This is a genomic window from Rhodanobacter sp. FW510-R10 (assembly GCF_058781105.1).
The window spans coordinates 832,884-847,327 of sequence record NZ_JBYSWL010000001.1; the positions used below are offsets into that span (position 1 = coordinate 832,884).

Below are 14,444 nucleotides of genomic sequence, written 5' to 3' on the forward strand. Positions count from 1 at the left end.
GGTTCATTCATCGAACTGAACGCCCCGGCATTTCGCCTCACTTGCGCACGTAGCGCAAGTGGGTGGCGGCCGGACCATCGAGCACCTTGTCGATGCGAAATTGTGGCAGGGGCTCGTGCAGCCCCTCGAAGAGCCGTCGCCCGCCGCCGAACAACACGGGTGCCAAGGCAATCTCCAGTTCGTCGACCACGCCGAGGTTCAAGTACTGCTGGATCACGTCCGCTCCACCCGAAATACGGATATCGCGACGGCCTGCAGCTTCCCGAGCCAGCGCCAGGGCATGCTCAGCGCCGTCATTGATGAAGCAAAAGCTCGTCCCGCCAGGGCGCACCCATGGTTCGCGCTTCACATTGGTAAGGACATATACCGGTGTGTGGAACGGAGCCTCCTCCGGCCAGGAACGCTCGCCCTGGTCGAACATCCGCTTGCCCATGATGTTGGCGCCGATGCGCTCCGTGGTGCTGCGAACCAGGTCGTTGACCGGGCCGGTCTCTCCGCCCGGTCCGAACTTGAGGTTCTCGCGGAAGTAGCGTTGATTGAGGAGCCAGGCCATCAGCGCACCCCACTTCGCGCCCCAGTCCTTGTACCCGGGGTTCTCCATGGTCATTCCTTCCGGCGCCATGTAGCCATCGAGGCTGAGTGCAACGTTGACGAATACTTTGCTCATGCTTCTCGCCTCGCGTGGTGGGATGTGGGCCTGATGCTTGAGCGGCAGGCACTACGTGCATCTGCTCGAACGATCCTCCTTGCACCCGTGTCGACCCGCTTTGCATCCTGGATTCCGAACAGGATTGCACACGGGTTTCCACTATCGAGGGTGGCAAAGAGCCCGCTTTCACTTTGGATTGCCGTTCGGGGCGTCCTGTAAATCATCAGCTACCGTTGACGTGCTTGCAGCTGTGACTAGGTCAGCCAGCCCAAGGCAATGGCCTTTCGGCTGAGAAGCACCAGCCCGATACCAATGGCCAGCACCATTGCCTGCATGACAATTGCTGCAGAGCCGGCCAATGTCGTGCCGCCTACGAGAACGAATAAGCCAAAATCCTGAACCAGGATGCCAATCAAAGAAATTGCCAAGGCGGGAAAGGCCCATTTCTTGCCCCAAAGCAGGCCGACGCAACCAAGTACGCCACCAACGACCGCCGTCCCTGTGGCGACAATTGCCCAAGCGGGGCGAGCAGCGTAAAGCGCTTGTTGGGATTCTGGAAGCTTGGCGACGTCTTCCGGAGACAGATTGAGTTCGGAGGCGAAGGCGAGGCAGCCGAGCAAGTTCCAAACGATGGCTGCGATGGCAACGATCTTGAACCACTTGGGCGATGCGTTCATCCGACTTCTCCCGATTGCGAACGGCTTGTTTGGAACCCCAAGGAAACGCTGATCGACTCTATATCGTCATTCCCGCGAGGCGCTTTTCAACGGCCGAAGGGCCGGCCAGGCGGGAGGCGCTTTTCAACAGGCAAACGTCTGGTCACCCAGTGAACGCCGGAGTGGAGCGGGCGGCATTGCCATTTGTCTTGAACGAACGCTCAGGCGGCGGCGGATCGCTGTAATGCGTCCAGGACATCCATGGCCATTTGCGCCTGCTCTACAGGGACGAACACATGGTCGTGATGGATTCCTGCCACAACATTGCAACTGATGCCCGCTTGCCCGAGTGCAGTGGAGAATGCGGCAGTGAGGCCCACAGCCCAAAGATCCGAATGGACGGTGAGCGTAATCCACGCCGCAGTGAAGACAACGGGCAAACCCTGGTCAAGGGCAACTTCTTCGGGCAGGACAACGGAAAGACCTTCAGGCTCACGGACTGATGCAACGATTGAATTGAGGCCGGGTCCGGAGCCAGGTGGCAGGACCACGAAAGCAAAGCGGCCAGGATTCAAAACTGGCTGCATGTTCGAGAGGAGGGTGCCGAGGTCACTGATCACGTGCCTTCCTCCTAAGGAAACTCTGATCTGTCGGCGTCATCCCCGCGAGGCGCTCTTCAACAGCCGAAGGCTGATCAAGCGGGGATCCAGTGAGGTCAAGCTGTTGAAGTTAAAGGGCACTGGATTCCCGCTTTCGCGGGAATGACGATCAAAAACATGTTGTTCAGAATTTCCCTGACGCCAGTATTAAGCCGCGCCGCGAAATGGCGTCGGCTTGAATGATTTCCAGGCATCAGGTTCCGGACCATACGGCCAGCTCATTGCCGCCGGGCTCGATAAAGTGGAACCTGCGGCCACCTGGGAAGGCGAAGATGGGTTTTACCACTTTGCCGCCAGCCGCTTCGACCTTGCCAAGCGTAGCTTCAAGGTCTTCGCTGTAGAAGACGACGAGAGCACTGCCAGTCTCGGTACGGGCTGCCAGGTCAGACCTGAAGAAGCCGCCGTCCAACCCCTGGTCGGAGAATGCGGCGTAGTCGGGGCCGTAATCCTCGAACGCCCAACCAAACGCCTGTCCGAAGAAGCGCTTCGTCGCCGCAAGGTTGCGGGACGGATACTCGACGTAGTTGATCTTCTCATGTCGCGGCATGGCTGTCTCCTGAGGTCTGACGCCTGCATCAGGGTGGTGGCCCGCAATGCGGGATCGGCTCGAATGAAGGGTTGGGCGCTACACACACTACGCTGCGCCCCGGAGCTTTCCAGCGAACCAGGGCGCCAGTGCAACGACGACCAGCACCAGGGGCCAGATGTTGCCACCTTTGAAAGTGTACGCGGCGAGGATCCCGTGGAGCGGCTTTCCTCGCAGGAGGCCAAACGAAAACTCGAAGACCAGCGTTGCGACCAGCCACCCCAAGCCAATGAGTAGGAGCCGCCAGCCTTGCGCGCCGAGCCAAGGCAAGCCCAGGCACGCGACCAGCAGGGCCAGGCCAGACAAGAGCACGCCGCTGAGGATCAGGCCCGGAGCACTGCCCAGCTTGGGGATAAGCACTGCTTCCCGGAGAGCACCGTTCGCCACCGCGAGCACAAGGATGACAAGCCACAAGCCAAACGCCTTGAGTGCGACCTCGCCCGCCATGACCCCTCCTTCAGCATCTGACGCCTGAGTTCATCCGCCGGCAGGCCGCGGAGCGGAATGACGATCAAGAGCGAATTGTTCAGAGCTTCCTCAGGCGCGTCGCAATGGCAGTGAAGTGATGATCAGCAGCGCGCCGAGCACGAAGAACAGCCAGAAGAAAACGTTGCCGGAGTACCAGACAGACAACAGGCCCGTCACGATGTAGAACAGGCCAATCAGGTCGCTGACAAAGAACGCGCCGCGCTCGCCGCGACGGGCACGCCACCATGCCCAGGCGCATAGCGCCCCAAACACGATCATGCAGCCGCTGACAAAATGCCAGACCAGGATGATCACCTTGGCTTCGTGCGCGTCGAGCGGCTGCTTGCCCAGTTCGATGGCGAGCCTCGCCGCGTGCGAGTCGTGGCCGAGGGCGCCGAGCGCGATGACCAGCGCCGTCAGCAGAAAGAGGACCGAAGCGATCTTGCGCAACATGGGCTTCTCCAAACTGGCAATGCGGTAAGTTGTGCGGCCTGACGCCGAAGCTCGGCCGACGACGAACCGCGTGGCACTTGGCGGGAGCGTTCCTACGAGAAGTGGACACCGTAGGTCAAGCACATTGAGCCTCGAATTTGATCGGTAAACGATACCCCAAGGCCGAGCGCAAGGGGCCAAGGCGACCTTTGCCTGACCCGGTCGATCCAGCACGCATGTGAGCGTGCGGCCTCAATGAAGGAGAGGCAGGCATTCCAATCAGCGTCCACGGATGAGGAACAGCAGCCCAGCCGTTGTCATCGTCAACTCGTGGTTCAAGGCCGAGTGCAAGCGGTGGTGATCGTAGAAGTCGATCTTGAACGTGCTGGCGAGAAACCCAGGCGAAATGGTGACCTCTGCTTCGCCCTTGGCGGGCGCGCAGCGCACCCACTGGCGCCGTGTCAGTCGCCACGGTGCGCCCGCTCCCATGATGCCAGGTGCCCAGCCCGCCGACGAAACAGGGGATGGCAAGCGGGAACAGCGATGCCTTGCAACTGGGCATGCCTGTCGGGACTGCGCTTGGCCAACTTGTCCAGCAAGTGCTGCCACTCAAATGCGAGCTGGCCGGAGGAGACCGGGATGGGCTGTGCGACCCGCGCCGGCCCCAGCTTGGCCTGGTCGAACGCATAACCGCGCGCCACCGCCTCGGCATAGACCGCAACCAGGTACGAGTTGATCGCAACCCGTGGCTGCGCATGAGCCCGGAACCGTTCCAGCTGCGGATGGTGGAGGTACCCACGTGTTTCGCCACGCAGGACAGCCCTGGCCAGCAACGCCTCGCGCCACAAGGCAACCAGGCCTTGCGGATCGAGATACCTCGGGTGGAGTGACCACAAACGCATGGCACGGCGCCTGACGTTCAAGGGCAGCAACCGCGAAACGGTGTCAGGTTGCCTTCCTGGAGAGCAGCGGCTGGCGGGCTTGGGTTGGGCGCATGACCGCGTGGTGGTGCTTGAAATCAACCAGACCTGACACCCTTCGGGCGCATTAAGTTCACCCTCCGCCAGCTGACGACCGGAATCAGCGGCGCGAGCCCGTGCAGCGGGTGCGCGACCGTTGGATTGAGATGTCAGGCACCAGTGCACCTACCCAACTGCTGCAACGCCTCAGACTCTGTGAGCTTGCCAGCCGCCATTTTTGTCTCCTCCGGAACCCAGCCAGGGTAGGCGGTTTCATGTATGACGTGCTTGCCTGACACAGTGTGCTCCTCCCGGATCTTCGCCAATTGCTCCGGTTTGAAGTGCACAGCGGCCCGCACGAGCGCAGGCCATAGGCGGCGATGTACATAAGTGACCTTGCCGCCACACAGCCTGCAAACCAATACCTCGTCAGACTCCGCCAAGCCTTGGAGGATGCGGAATATCTCCTTGCCCTTTGGATGCGCCCACCAACTACCTCGAACGGGCTCTCCTGCGATTGCATCCGTGAGACAAGGAACAGGCCCTTTCGCGGATGCGAGAACGACGCCGTGGGTCTTTACGAAATCCATGGCTTGGGTGCGATCCATCCTGCCTCTTCTGGTGCCTGACGCTGGGGTGAAACCGCGCCGCGAACGGATTGCCAGGCTTCAGCCCGCAGTGTCCGCCGTGGATGGGTCAATCACGGCGCTCACCCGCGTGATCCGGTTCGCGGGGAACCCGGACTGCTCCGCATGCAACTTGATGAGGTCTTCGGAGGGCGCGTTATATACGCAGTAGATCTTGTCGCCAGCGACGTAACTGTGCACCCACTCGATATCCGGCCCGAGCTTGGACAGCACCGAATTGGAATGCGCCGAGGCATCGCGCAACTGCTCCGGCGACATATTGCCGGCCCCCGGGATCTCTCGCTCGATCAGATACTGTGGCATGGTCTTCTCCTGCGTTGGATAACGATGGGTACCACTGGATGCAAGGTAGCAGAAGGCGGGTACAGGGGCGGCGCAAGCGTACGGCAGCCGCGCCGCGAAGCAGTGCCGACTTCAGACACGCGCCAGACGGAGCGCCCACCGGGCGACGAACCATAGAACGACGACCCAGACTGCTGCGACAAATGCCGCGGCGGGATAACTGACCGGCTTGGTGGAGGCTTCCTGGGAGCGCGCGCGGGCCGAGCGGAGGACCTCGGGCGGTGTGAGACGAACGACCAAGGCCAGGCCCAGCGGGACCAGGACCAGATCGTCCAAGTAGCCAATGACAGGAATGAAATCGGGGATGAGGTCGATGGGGCTAAGTGCATATGCTGCGACCAGCAACGCAAGAACCCGGACTAATAACGGCGTCCGCGGATCGCGCGCGGCGTAGTAAACGGTAAGCGTGTGCTGCCTGAGCCGCTGGGCTTGGCTTTTGAGGGCAGAGAACATGGCTCCTCGTCTAACCCTTGAGTCAAGCGGCGACGAAACCGCGCAGCGGTTTTGGCGTCCGCCCGGGTGAATTGTCAGGGGGCCAGCTTGAGTGCATAAAAGCGGGTGCCTGGAAGGTGCGAGCTGTTGTACGGCGGAATTTCGAGGAAGCCCAGCCGTTGGTAGAGCGCTTGAGCCGAGGCCATGCTCGACAGGGTGTCCAAGCGAAGCTCCCTGTAGCCGGCTTGGCGTGCAGCCTGGATCATCGCGCCTACCAGGCGCTTGCCGAGCCCTAGGCTCCGGTGAACGGGGCGGACATACAAGCGCTTCATCTCGCCGGTCAGGGTGTCGATGGGTCTCAGGCCAACACAGCCGGCCACGTCCGCGCCAACGTGTGCTATGAGCAATGCACCGCCGGGTGGCATATACGGAGCAGGCAACGCTGCGAGCTCCGCAGCGAATCCTTGATATTCAAGGTCGGTGCCAATTGCTTTTTCGTACTCGCGGAAGAGTCCGCGAGCTGTCGCAACCAGCGCAGGACTATCCACTTGACTCAATATAATTTCTGAAGGTGCCATGGCCGACCAACGCCCGAGGCAAGCAGCGGCGAACCCGCGTTAGCGGGTTTGGCGTCCACTGGCTGAACCGTCAGGCACCAGGGCCTACAACTTGCACGCCCGGAACCCACACCTGCAACCATCTTGATACTTTTTCCTCTGGACTCAACTGCTGCGGCGATGCGGGGACAGAAGTACCAAAGAGCAAACGCTCATCGAGGCAGCCGACATTGACGGCACCATAAGTGTTGCCTTGGTGCTCGAAGATCACGGCAACCAGTACACCGCAACGACTGCACAGCTGAAAGCACGCCAGCTTTGAACCTTGACGGTAGGATTGGAGAGCATTTGGCTCTGTAGCGGTGATGCGAAGGATGCCCGATGAATCCGAAATGTACGCGGCACCGTGTTTTTGGCAGAAGCCGCAGTCGCATGCCCGAGGTGTCGTGCTTGCAAGCTCCACACTGGTAGTGAATTCGACCTGCACACGACCGCAGTGACAACTGCCGTGTACTGTCATTGACCGGTCGGCTTGAGCCATATCTGCGCCTGCTGCCTAACGCCGAAGTTAAGCCGACTCATGTAGCGGAGCAAATAGCGTGGCAAGCTCCCTCTGCCACGCTAACTGTCTACTTGACGGGGAAGCTTGCGATGGCTACTTGCGCACGCCGTTGATTCAGGGAGCACGCAGCAGCCTGCAGCGTACCAAAGCCGTCGCCGCGGAAAAAGCCACGCCGGAGCAAGTATGGATACGCCAAATGGCCTCACGGCTACCGTTCGGCAAGGTCATGGCGGCCATCGCGAACAAACACGCCCGCCAGTTGTGGGTGATGCTTGCGCGCGATGTGGACTGCGACCCCTGTGCCAACCTTCATCACCCGATGCATCGTTCAACACAGACAGCGTGACGGACTGATTTCGCTTCACCGCCAGCACGAAGTGGTAGACAACGGGTCAGACCCACCCGGAGAGAACCTGACTAACATTCTGGACGTCCAAACGTGTTTCGGCTGATCCCCGAACACCGACGACACCGTTGAACGAATGAGGTCTCCGGGCGCGGTTTATACCCTGGTCCGCATCAGTCACACCGATGCAACAAGGCCGTCTAAGGAAATGCGGTCTGGCAGCGTTGCCGTCCGCATCAAACTGGCAAAGCAGCACCCGTACAACGGCAACACCTTCACCAGCGAACGCCTGAAAGCTCAAGGCAAGAGCATCAAGCGCGTGGTATTGACGGGAAGTCTCCTAAGGAGATGTTAGCCCACGCGGGCCTTGCAACCCTACATTAGTGCATATACGGTAATTACGCATGAGCCATGACCCCGCCAAGCGCCGCAAGAACCTGCGCAAGCACGCGTTGACCTGGCCGGCTGCATGGAAGCGTTTGATGGCCCGATGCTTACCCGCGAAGACGACCGGAAAGACTACGGCGAGCAACGATTGGTGAGCCTGGGCTGGGCGCATGGCCGCGTGGTTGTGCTGGTGTGGACCGACCGTGAGGACGGACCCCGACTGATTTCGTGCCGTGAGGCAGAACCCTATGAACGTGAAGCGTACTACCAAGCGTACCCCCAAATCTGACGTGCCGTACGACCCCAAGAGCAAAGCGGCGACGCTGAAGTATTGGCAAGGCGCCACCGCGCACCGCGGCGTGGCAGAACTGCGCGCAAAGCGCGGACGGCCAGCCAAGCCGCCGGAAGAACGCAAAGAACAGATTGCCCTGCGCGTGGACCATGACGTGCTGGAGTGGTACCGCGCACAAGGTATCGGCTGGCAAACCCGAATGAACGCCGTTTTGAAGGCGTTTCGTGATGCGGCAAGCTGATTGCGGGCCTAACGCTGAGTTAAGCGGCGGCGAAGCCGTCCGCCTTGAACGAGTGGTTAGGCGCGGCCTGCAGCTACCAGCGACCAGACCGCGAGAATTGTGCCGACAATCGTAAAGACGCCTAGAATTATGTTGAGCCAAAGTAGGCGACCCGAAAGCACCTTGTTGGACTCCGTGTACTCGCGGATCGAGCCAGCCACCTCTTGGGCAGATCGTGCGACGACTGCCATGCGCTGCTGCTCCCATACCTTGCTGTTTACTTGAGCGTCTGTGTACAGAGCGGCCAACAAGTCATCGATCGACTTGCCACGGATGTATTCATCGCCCTTCATAAGCCCCCTTATTAAGCCTAACGCTAGAGTTAAGCGGCGGCGAAGCCGTCTGCCTTGAACGAACTGTTAGGCGTCATTTCTTGCCGAGTATGCGGCCCACATCACCGCCATGAACAGCGCTTAGGCATTGGCTGTACAAGGTAAGCCAGTATTCCCGATCTTGCTGAGCTTTGCCGTTTGCGCGCTCGTTACGCATAACAACCATAGCTAGATCGAATGCAACGCGATGCACTGAGTCCGACTCGATTGTGACGGGGCCTGACACGCTCACTGATTGATCTGCCATGTTGTACTCCTCAAGTGGTGATAGATGACGCATAACGCCTGAATTTAGCGGCGCGAAACCGCGGAGCGGTTGAGTGGAGAGTTCCTACGAAAAAGTGGACACCATTGGTCAAACACACTGGGCCTCGAACTCGATCGGTGAACGATAGCCTAAGGCCGAGTGTAAACGGTGCTGGTTGTAGAAATCGATGTAGCTGCGCAAGGCCGAGCGCAGCGTCCGATCGTCGGTGAAGTGTTGGCGGTGGTACATGTCCGACTTCATGGATTTGTTCCACGACTCCATGTGCGCGTTGTCGGTCATGCGACGGGGGCGGTTCATGCTCTGCAGCAAACCGGCTTTGGCCAAGGCGTGTTTGAAGGTGCTGGCGAGGAACTCGACGCCGCGATCGCTGTGCACCATCGTGCCGGGTTGAGGCTGTCGGTGGCGCACGGCCGCAACCAGCGCTCGACGGGTCAGCTCGGCCGACTTTTCCTTGCCCAGCGACCAGCCCAGCAGGCGGCGTGAATACTGATCCATCACCGTCGCCAGATAGCGCCAGGTGCCGGCCACTTTCAGGTACGTCACATCGGTGACCCACACCTGGTCGATGCGCTCCACCGTTGTGGCATGGACTTGGTTGCCGACACTGGCGAAGAAGCGGCCCAGTCCGGGCAGGCGCCGATACAGCGTGGCCGAACAGGCCTTGATTGCGTGATCACGCATCAGCCGCTCGACCCGGCGGCGGCCGACGGATTCACCTTGCTTGCGCAGCTCGGCATGCACGCGCGGACTGCCGTAGGTCTCCCGGCTCGCTCGATGCACCTGTCGCACACGATCGATCAGCCGGGCATCGTCCAAGGCACGCTCGCTGGCCGGGCGATCCCGCCAGGCGTAAAACCCGCTGGCACTGACACCGAACAGACGGCACAGGCGCCTCACCGGGTAGCTTTCTTGCTGCTGCTCGATGAAGGCAAAGCGTTCGCTTTTCGAGCGGAAGTGAACGCGATCGCTTTTTTTAAAAGGTCATGCTCGAGCTTCAACTGCTCGTAGGCCTTCTTCACCCGACGCAACTCTTTCAGTTCGGCGGACACCGCCGGATCGACCGCCACACCCTTCGTCATGATCTCGCCCTCGCGCGCTAGTCTTCGCCAACGAGACAACATGAAAGGATGGATGTAAAGCGATGCAGCAACCTCCTGCACGCGCACGCCAGGGAGCTCACTCAGGCGCACGGCGGTGGCCTTGAATTCGTTGCTGTAGCGGGTCGTGGTTCGCGGACCTGGCTTGGGCATGGGGCACTCCTGAAATGTTAGTTCAGGGTGTCCACTAAAGCGTAGGAACTATCGCATCCGTTGGATTGAGTTGTTAGCGGCCATGCGGTATTGCTTGCGGAGCCACTGGAGCTGGACGGTCAAGTTTGGCATACAGGTGATTGTGCACCAACACGGGAATGCCGCGGCATGCAATATCCAAGTGCTTGTCGGTCCACCGCTCGGAGCAGAGGCCGTCGGTGATGTGTGCAGCCAGCTTGTTTGTGAGCTCAAATATTGAAACCAGTGCTCCTTCCGCTTCCTCGCGTGGCCCCGGATAGGCTGCGAGTGCACTGGCTGGGCTGGCTTTTGACAGAGGCTTTGTTGGCGTTGAGTAGTGCTCCACCGCCACATCGCCGGGACGGCGCTTGGTAATTTGTACCAAGCGGCCCCGATGCGCATTCAAGCCCAAGAATTCGAGCAGCGCGCGGGCATGTATGAAGCCAATCTCGATCATTGGGTTCGCAATGGCCGCAACGTTGCCTTGTAGCTTCTTGTGCCCATCAACCAGCACGACAACCTCGCGGGGTGCATCCGATTCCACTATCCAATCCCATGCAAACTGCAGCGTTTCTATGGCCTGAAGCCGGTACGGAATCCATCGCTCCAATATTTCGTCGAGGCTAATCATGGCCGGTAACGCTGGAATTGAGCGGCGGCGAAGCCGTCCGCCTCGAATGACTGGTTAGAGCGCACCTTAGCTGACTTGGAGCGTCGCCTTGACGTACGCAAGGAGGCCATCGGTAAGGCAGGTGAGCTCATTTGGCTTGTACTGTACATCGGCCTCTGCCTCGAGCGATCCGAGACTGACCCATAGGTCTCCGAGCTCTTTTTGTTCCTGAAGGGTATAGCCCTCATAGAACTCATAGAAGTAGCGGGCTCGCTCAAAGACGAAGCGGTAGTTGACGAGAAGCAACTGGAGGTTAGAGAAATCCGTATGGCCGGGCATGCGGTCTACCGCCACGGCCAAAACAGAGCCTCGGGCAGACTCTGGAAGAGACTGCCAAAGGGTCCAGTAGTTGTGCGACCTGGGTGGCGTGCCGCCGCTTACAACGACCGCACTCTTTAGGAGAACTTCAAAGGCCAAGACTCTAAGTAAGGATGCGGCGTCCGAACAGGTGCCCAAATTGGTGGCGAGAATCGACGCGTCATTGAGCCGATCTTCTGCGTCTCTCAGCATCCGCAAGGCGTGATCGTTCATGTGTGCTCTAACGCTGGAGTTAAGCGGCGGCGTAGCCGTCCGCCTTGAACGATTTGTTAGCCGCCACTACGGAGCGATTCGGGAAGAAGAGAATCGATCTCTTGGTCAGAGAATGTCATCTCTTGATTCTTCTGTATGCCTTCCTGCGCCTTCTTATATGCGGCAGAGTTAGTACTCGGAGAGCCCGCGTAAACAGAATGCAACTCGGCAACTAACCTGTCGCGTTCACGTAGCAAATCTCCGGGCGCCTTCCCCTCGCTCCTGAGGTCGGTAAGAAGTGACAAATATTGCTCTCGCACCAGCCAGATATCATTCGCCGCCTGTTTGTGCTTCTGAGCAAGTTCACCAAGATCGTAGTCCTTCGTGTACACATTCAGCACAAGCAATGTGCCGGAGACTAATGCGCCTAGAATTGCAGCCGTAACACCACCACCCACAATGGTTGTAATAAATCCACCCGTTGCGGCAGCGGAGAGAATGATTTGCCAACGTTTCACCAGAGCTAATCGACTCAGGAGGATGTCCGCACACTTCTCATGCGTCTTATGTGAATAGACCGCGCGGCCGTAGCATTCTCGAAGCTGACCTTCCAGAACCTTTAGATCCATTTTGTGTTACTCCGGAAACGTTGTGCCGAAAATATCGCGCCAGCGTTGCTTGGCTGACCATTCTTTTTTTGGTTCCGCAATTTCGTGTTCTATGGCCTCCAAAGCCAGGTTATGGCAGCGCTTCGCTTTGTACTGAAATAGTCCCTTTCCGTAGACATATTGCCCGCTTCCGGGTGCACGCCAGAAGGTTTGAGTAGAGTCCTGAGCAGCCATCCACGCAAAGAAATCTCTACACATGTAGTCGTAGTAGAGATACGACTTGTCCTTATGCGACCAGTTCTCAATGAACTGGTAAGCAAGAGTATCAACAAGCAGACCCCCAATAGGAACGCTCCACTTTCGCTTCCAGGCCCTTGCCATTCTGCAAAGTTGGATCAGATTTCCGTTCGTAGTACCGCTTCGATCCCGTATTGCCCTAAGTTCTGGCTTGGGATTTGTCGTCTTCCAGCTCCCGCCGTCGTTGGCATCGGGAAATGTAAAGCTGTCGTCTTTGTTAAGGAAAGCCGGCACCACCTCGAATGTGATTCCGTCATTGAAGGGCACTTGGATTACTTGGCCGTCAGCTCGAAGATTCGTCCTTGAGTATGTTTTCTCAATTGATGTCTTTACCGACTGAAGGAGCGCCGATTGCCCATTACCCGTATAAGCATCATATGTTTGGTAGGTCGAGTACGGTAGCTGAAATATGATGTCAAGGTCACTGAACCCCGCGACGGCTGTGTTTCGCCCGTAAGATCCGACGTACCAACTATGAGCTGTCGCTGACGTTGTGTCCCAGAAGTCAGTGTTCAAGCGTCTCGATATGTTCTGGTATCTGGTGGAAATAGTCCCGCCATCTCGAACCTGTAGATTCGAGCAGAACGCCTGAAACCATACTGCAAGCCCCATACCTTCCCCCTGTGTTGGCTAACGCTTGAGTTAAGCGGCGGCGAAGCCGTCCGCTTTGAACAAATTGTTAGACGTCATTTCAATCCATAATACTTCAAAAGTGCTTCTTTAATGACGTCGGTCGCAACAGCCAGCCCGACCTTCCACGTGCCACTGCCTGCTTTTTTAAGGTTTTGTAGGAGCCATTCTTTAACCCTCGGTCCCATTGGTTCGGCGAAGCTTTCTGGCTTTTCTGAAGATGCCAGATCGGCAAGGTTACGCGCGTCATCAGCAGGAATGCCTGCCTGCTCTAGATATCTGGACAGGGACTCCTTATTGCCGGTATTAATCGAGATGGAAACGCTGGCTCCGCCTTGGGCGGACACTGCTGTGTAGTTACCGTATATTATCTGCTGAGCTATCTGGGTCGTAACCCCAGCTGCGCTACCGGATAAATCGCCTGGGTTTGCCAAGGACACGTGCGCTGCTTCAGGGACCGATTTCTCTATTTCGAGCGTCAGTTCGAGGATTCGGTTCATAACCGCGTGTCGGATTGCTGCCAAGGATGCGCGCGAGATAGTGCCCTTGACTGCATTGCATGCGTAGTCTTGATAAACCTTTCCCTGCAACAGCAAGATTAGATTAGAGGCTTCAATGTGCAGTACGCCGCCTTTTTCAGAGTTGGAGAGCAACTCGTCTACAGCGGCGATGCTTTGTCGCATTTTGAAGCGTGTCCAGTTTTCTCCAGCGAACTTTTCAATCAGGTAAGGCGATATTGGCGCGTTGTTGATGCCAGAACCGAAAGGCCCCGAAAAGGTGGCGGTGTAGCTAACGCCGAGGATGCGATAGTCGGGGACGTCGACCTCCAATGGATATCCTTCCGACTCATGTTTCACCCACTCGGCGAGCGGCTGACTCCCAAGACGAGCCGCAAGCATCCTGAGCCTTAGCAGGATGGGGGCAATGTCAGATTGATCCTGAACTACGGCGCTCTGAATGTCGGCCAGAAGCCCCACGAACCTCTCCCTAATGACGTCTAACGCTTGAAGTAAGCGGCGACGAAACCGCGTAGCGGTTTTGGCGTCCGCTTGACTGAACTGTTAGCGGACCGCACGCTACGCATCGGGCTTGTGCTTTTTGATCATTGCTGGCGACGAGAAGACATCAACTGCGGCTGCAAAGTCTGACTTGACGATTTTTTCAAACTCTTTCTCAACGCGTCGTTTGTCCTTGACCAACCCAGACACATGTTCTTTTGATGCTTCCAACCTCTTGGACTGCATCGCTGCTGCGTCTTGCAATTTACTGACCCGCTGCTTCTCGGCAGCAAGCTCCGCTTCGAGAGCAGAAATTTTGCGCTTGTACATGTTGAGCTCGTATGCTGCATCTAGCTCTGGAGATGTAGCCAAATCTACGTGTTGAAGAATCACGTCAAGAATGGCTTTGGCTTCCAGTAATGTCTTCAACGCAGAAGTAGAGCGCTCCGCATTGCTCGTTTCCGAATTCTGGAGCAAGCCCTCGGCGCTCCTGATGTGATCTTGAAGCCGTTCAAGGTTGTCTTCGAAGTATGACACCCAGCCCATATACCCCCCTTGGCCGCTAACGCTAGAGTTAAGCGGCGGCGCAGCCGTCCGCCTTGAACGAAA

24 protein-coding genes and 1 pseudogene are annotated in these 14,444 nt (G+C 58.2%); 4 read left to right on the forward strand and 21 right to left on the reverse strand.

The features are described from left to right. Nucleotides 1–37: 37 nt before the first annotated feature. The 8 genes from AC3WJB_RS03450 to AC3WJB_RS03485 all read right to left on the reverse strand — a co-directional run bounded on the left by AC3WJB_RS03450 (nucleotide 38) and on the right by AC3WJB_RS03485 (nucleotide 4,352). Entirely contained in the window at nucleotides 38–667 is a 630-nt protein-coding gene (locus tag AC3WJB_RS03450; RefSeq protein ID WP_492678740.1) for a dihydrofolate reductase family protein, read from the reverse strand. Between the two features lie 236 nt (nucleotides 668–903). Continuing rightward, nucleotides 904–1,326: a hypothetical protein gene (locus tag AC3WJB_RS03455; RefSeq protein WP_492678742.1), complete on the reverse strand. Its 423-nt coding sequence runs from the start codon at nucleotides 1,324–1,326 to the stop codon at nucleotides 904–906. Between the two features lie 200 nt (nucleotides 1,327–1,526). Beyond that, nucleotides 1,527–1,925 carry an ACT domain-containing protein gene (locus AC3WJB_RS03460; RefSeq protein ID WP_492678744.1) on the reverse strand — a complete coding sequence of 133 codons (399 nt, stop codon included), beginning with the start codon at nucleotides 1,923–1,925 and terminating at the stop codon, nucleotides 1,527–1,529. Between the two features lie 232 nt (nucleotides 1,926–2,157). Then, nucleotides 2,158–2,511, reverse strand: coding sequence for a VOC family protein (locus AC3WJB_RS03465; RefSeq protein ID WP_492678746.1), 354 nt, complete (start codon nucleotides 2,509–2,511; stop codon nucleotides 2,158–2,160). A gap of 87 nt (nucleotides 2,512–2,598) precedes the next feature. Beyond that, nucleotides 2,599–2,997, reverse strand: a complete 399-nt coding sequence (locus AC3WJB_RS03470; protein WP_492678748.1) for a hypothetical protein — start codon at nucleotides 2,995–2,997, stop codon at nucleotides 2,599–2,601. Nucleotides 2,998–3,087: 90 nt separating this feature from the next. Beyond that, nucleotides 3,088–3,471 carry a hypothetical protein gene (locus AC3WJB_RS03475; protein WP_492678750.1) on the reverse strand — a complete coding sequence of 128 codons (384 nt, stop codon included), beginning with the start codon at nucleotides 3,469–3,471 and terminating at the stop codon, nucleotides 3,088–3,090. 258 nt (nucleotides 3,472–3,729) lie between these two features. Then, nucleotides 3,730–3,897: a hypothetical protein gene (locus AC3WJB_RS03480; RefSeq protein WP_492678752.1), complete on the reverse strand. Its 168-nt coding sequence runs from the start codon at nucleotides 3,895–3,897 to the stop codon at nucleotides 3,730–3,732. 14 nt (nucleotides 3,898–3,911) lie between these two features. Next, nucleotides 3,912–4,352, reverse strand: coding sequence for a pyrimidine dimer DNA glycosylase/endonuclease V (locus AC3WJB_RS03485; RefSeq protein ID WP_492678754.1), 441 nt, complete (start codon nucleotides 4,350–4,352; stop codon nucleotides 3,912–3,914). Between AC3WJB_RS03485 and AC3WJB_RS03490 the strand changes: the two genes are divergently transcribed. Beyond that, entirely contained in the window at nucleotides 4,351–4,482 is a 132-nt protein-coding gene (locus AC3WJB_RS03490) for a hypothetical protein (protein WP_492678756.1), read from the forward strand. The two genes, AC3WJB_RS03485 and AC3WJB_RS03490, sit on opposite strands and share 2 nt — an antisense overlap. A 595-nt stretch (nucleotides 4,483–5,077) precedes the next feature. Here AC3WJB_RS03490 and AC3WJB_RS03495 read toward each other — a convergent pair. The 4 genes from AC3WJB_RS03495 to AC3WJB_RS03510 form a co-directional block, all read right to left on the reverse strand. After that, on the reverse strand, nucleotides 5,078–5,359 hold the full coding sequence (locus AC3WJB_RS03495) for a DUF4242 domain-containing protein (RefSeq protein WP_492678758.1): 282 nt from the start codon (nucleotides 5,357–5,359) through the stop codon (nucleotides 5,078–5,080). A gap of 111 nt (nucleotides 5,360–5,470) precedes the next feature. After that, nucleotides 5,471–5,851, reverse strand: a complete 381-nt coding sequence (locus tag AC3WJB_RS03500; RefSeq protein WP_492678760.1) for a YkvA family protein — start codon at nucleotides 5,849–5,851, stop codon at nucleotides 5,471–5,473. 74 nt (nucleotides 5,852–5,925) lie between these two features. Further along, nucleotides 5,926–6,408, reverse strand: coding sequence for a GNAT family N-acetyltransferase (locus AC3WJB_RS03505; protein WP_492678762.1), 483 nt, complete (start codon nucleotides 6,406–6,408; stop codon nucleotides 5,926–5,928). A 70-nt stretch (nucleotides 6,409–6,478) separates the two neighbouring features. Continuing rightward, nucleotides 6,479–6,928 carry a GFA family protein gene (locus tag AC3WJB_RS03510; protein WP_492678764.1) on the reverse strand — a complete coding sequence of 150 codons (450 nt, stop codon included), beginning with the start codon at nucleotides 6,926–6,928 and terminating at the stop codon, nucleotides 6,479–6,481. Nucleotides 6,929–7,037: 109 nt separating this feature from the next. On the opposite strand from AC3WJB_RS03510, the pseudogene AC3WJB_RS03515 reads away from it, so the two are divergent. The 3 genes and pseudogenes from AC3WJB_RS03515 to AC3WJB_RS03525 form a co-directional block, all read left to right on the forward strand. Then, nucleotides 7,038–7,295 (forward strand): annotated as a pseudogene (locus AC3WJB_RS03515) (IS110 family transposase); the annotation flags it as partial. 490 nt (nucleotides 7,296–7,785) lie between these two features. Continuing rightward, nucleotides 7,786–7,971 (forward strand): BrnT family toxin, encoded by a 186-nt coding sequence (locus AC3WJB_RS03520; protein ID WP_492683052.1) that lies wholly within the window; start codon nucleotides 7,786–7,788, stop codon nucleotides 7,969–7,971. After that, nucleotides 7,931–8,215 (forward strand): BrnA antitoxin family protein, encoded by a 285-nt coding sequence (locus AC3WJB_RS03525; protein WP_492678766.1) that lies wholly within the window; start codon nucleotides 7,931–7,933, stop codon nucleotides 8,213–8,215. Before AC3WJB_RS03520 ends, AC3WJB_RS03525 begins: the two co-directional genes overlap by 41 nt. A gap of 56 nt (nucleotides 8,216–8,271) precedes the next feature. Here the strand turns inward: AC3WJB_RS03525 and AC3WJB_RS03530 are convergent, their stop codons facing one another. The 9 genes from AC3WJB_RS03530 to AC3WJB_RS03570 all read right to left on the reverse strand — a co-directional run bounded on the left by AC3WJB_RS03530 (nucleotide 8,272) and on the right by AC3WJB_RS03570 (nucleotide 14,381). Further along, the gene (locus AC3WJB_RS03530; RefSeq protein ID WP_492678768.1) at nucleotides 8,272–8,547 is read right to left on the reverse strand and encodes a hypothetical protein; all 276 of its coding nucleotides are present in this window, start codon (nucleotides 8,545–8,547) and stop codon (nucleotides 8,272–8,274) included. 394 nt (nucleotides 8,548–8,941) lie between these two features. Beyond that, the gene (locus AC3WJB_RS03535) at nucleotides 8,942–9,778 is read right to left on the reverse strand and encodes an IS3 family transposase (RefSeq protein ID WP_492683054.1); all 837 of its coding nucleotides are present in this window, start codon (nucleotides 9,776–9,778) and stop codon (nucleotides 8,942–8,944) included. After that, nucleotides 9,748–10,104 (reverse strand): transposase, encoded by a 357-nt coding sequence (locus AC3WJB_RS03540; protein ID WP_492678770.1) that lies wholly within the window; start codon nucleotides 10,102–10,104, stop codon nucleotides 9,748–9,750. Before AC3WJB_RS03540 ends, AC3WJB_RS03535 begins: the two co-directional genes overlap by 31 nt. Before the next feature lie 73 nt (nucleotides 10,105–10,177). Next, nucleotides 10,178–10,753, reverse strand: coding sequence for a hypothetical protein (locus AC3WJB_RS03545; RefSeq protein ID WP_492678772.1), 576 nt, complete (start codon nucleotides 10,751–10,753; stop codon nucleotides 10,178–10,180). A 66-nt stretch (nucleotides 10,754–10,819) separates the two neighbouring features. Then, nucleotides 10,820–11,323 (reverse strand): hypothetical protein, encoded by a 504-nt coding sequence (locus AC3WJB_RS03550; protein WP_492678774.1) that lies wholly within the window; start codon nucleotides 11,321–11,323, stop codon nucleotides 10,820–10,822. A gap of 56 nt (nucleotides 11,324–11,379) precedes the next feature. Then, nucleotides 11,380–11,931 carry an SLATT domain-containing protein gene (locus AC3WJB_RS03555; RefSeq protein ID WP_492678776.1) on the reverse strand — a complete coding sequence of 184 codons (552 nt, stop codon included), beginning with the start codon at nucleotides 11,929–11,931 and terminating at the stop codon, nucleotides 11,380–11,382. 6 nt (nucleotides 11,932–11,937) lie between these two features. Next, nucleotides 11,938–12,819: an SMODS domain-containing nucleotidyltransferase gene (locus tag AC3WJB_RS03560; RefSeq protein ID WP_492678778.1), complete on the reverse strand. Its 882-nt coding sequence runs from the start codon at nucleotides 12,817–12,819 to the stop codon at nucleotides 11,938–11,940. Nucleotides 12,820–12,893: 74 nt separating this feature from the next. Beyond that, nucleotides 12,894–13,814 carry an AbiTii domain-containing protein gene (locus tag AC3WJB_RS03565; protein ID WP_492678780.1) on the reverse strand — a complete coding sequence of 307 codons (921 nt, stop codon included), beginning with the start codon at nucleotides 13,812–13,814 and terminating at the stop codon, nucleotides 12,894–12,896. Between the two features lie 99 nt (nucleotides 13,815–13,913). After that, nucleotides 13,914–14,381: a hypothetical protein gene (locus AC3WJB_RS03570; protein ID WP_492678782.1), complete on the reverse strand. Its 468-nt coding sequence runs from the start codon at nucleotides 14,379–14,381 to the stop codon at nucleotides 13,914–13,916. Nucleotides 14,382–14,444 lie beyond the last annotated feature (63 nt).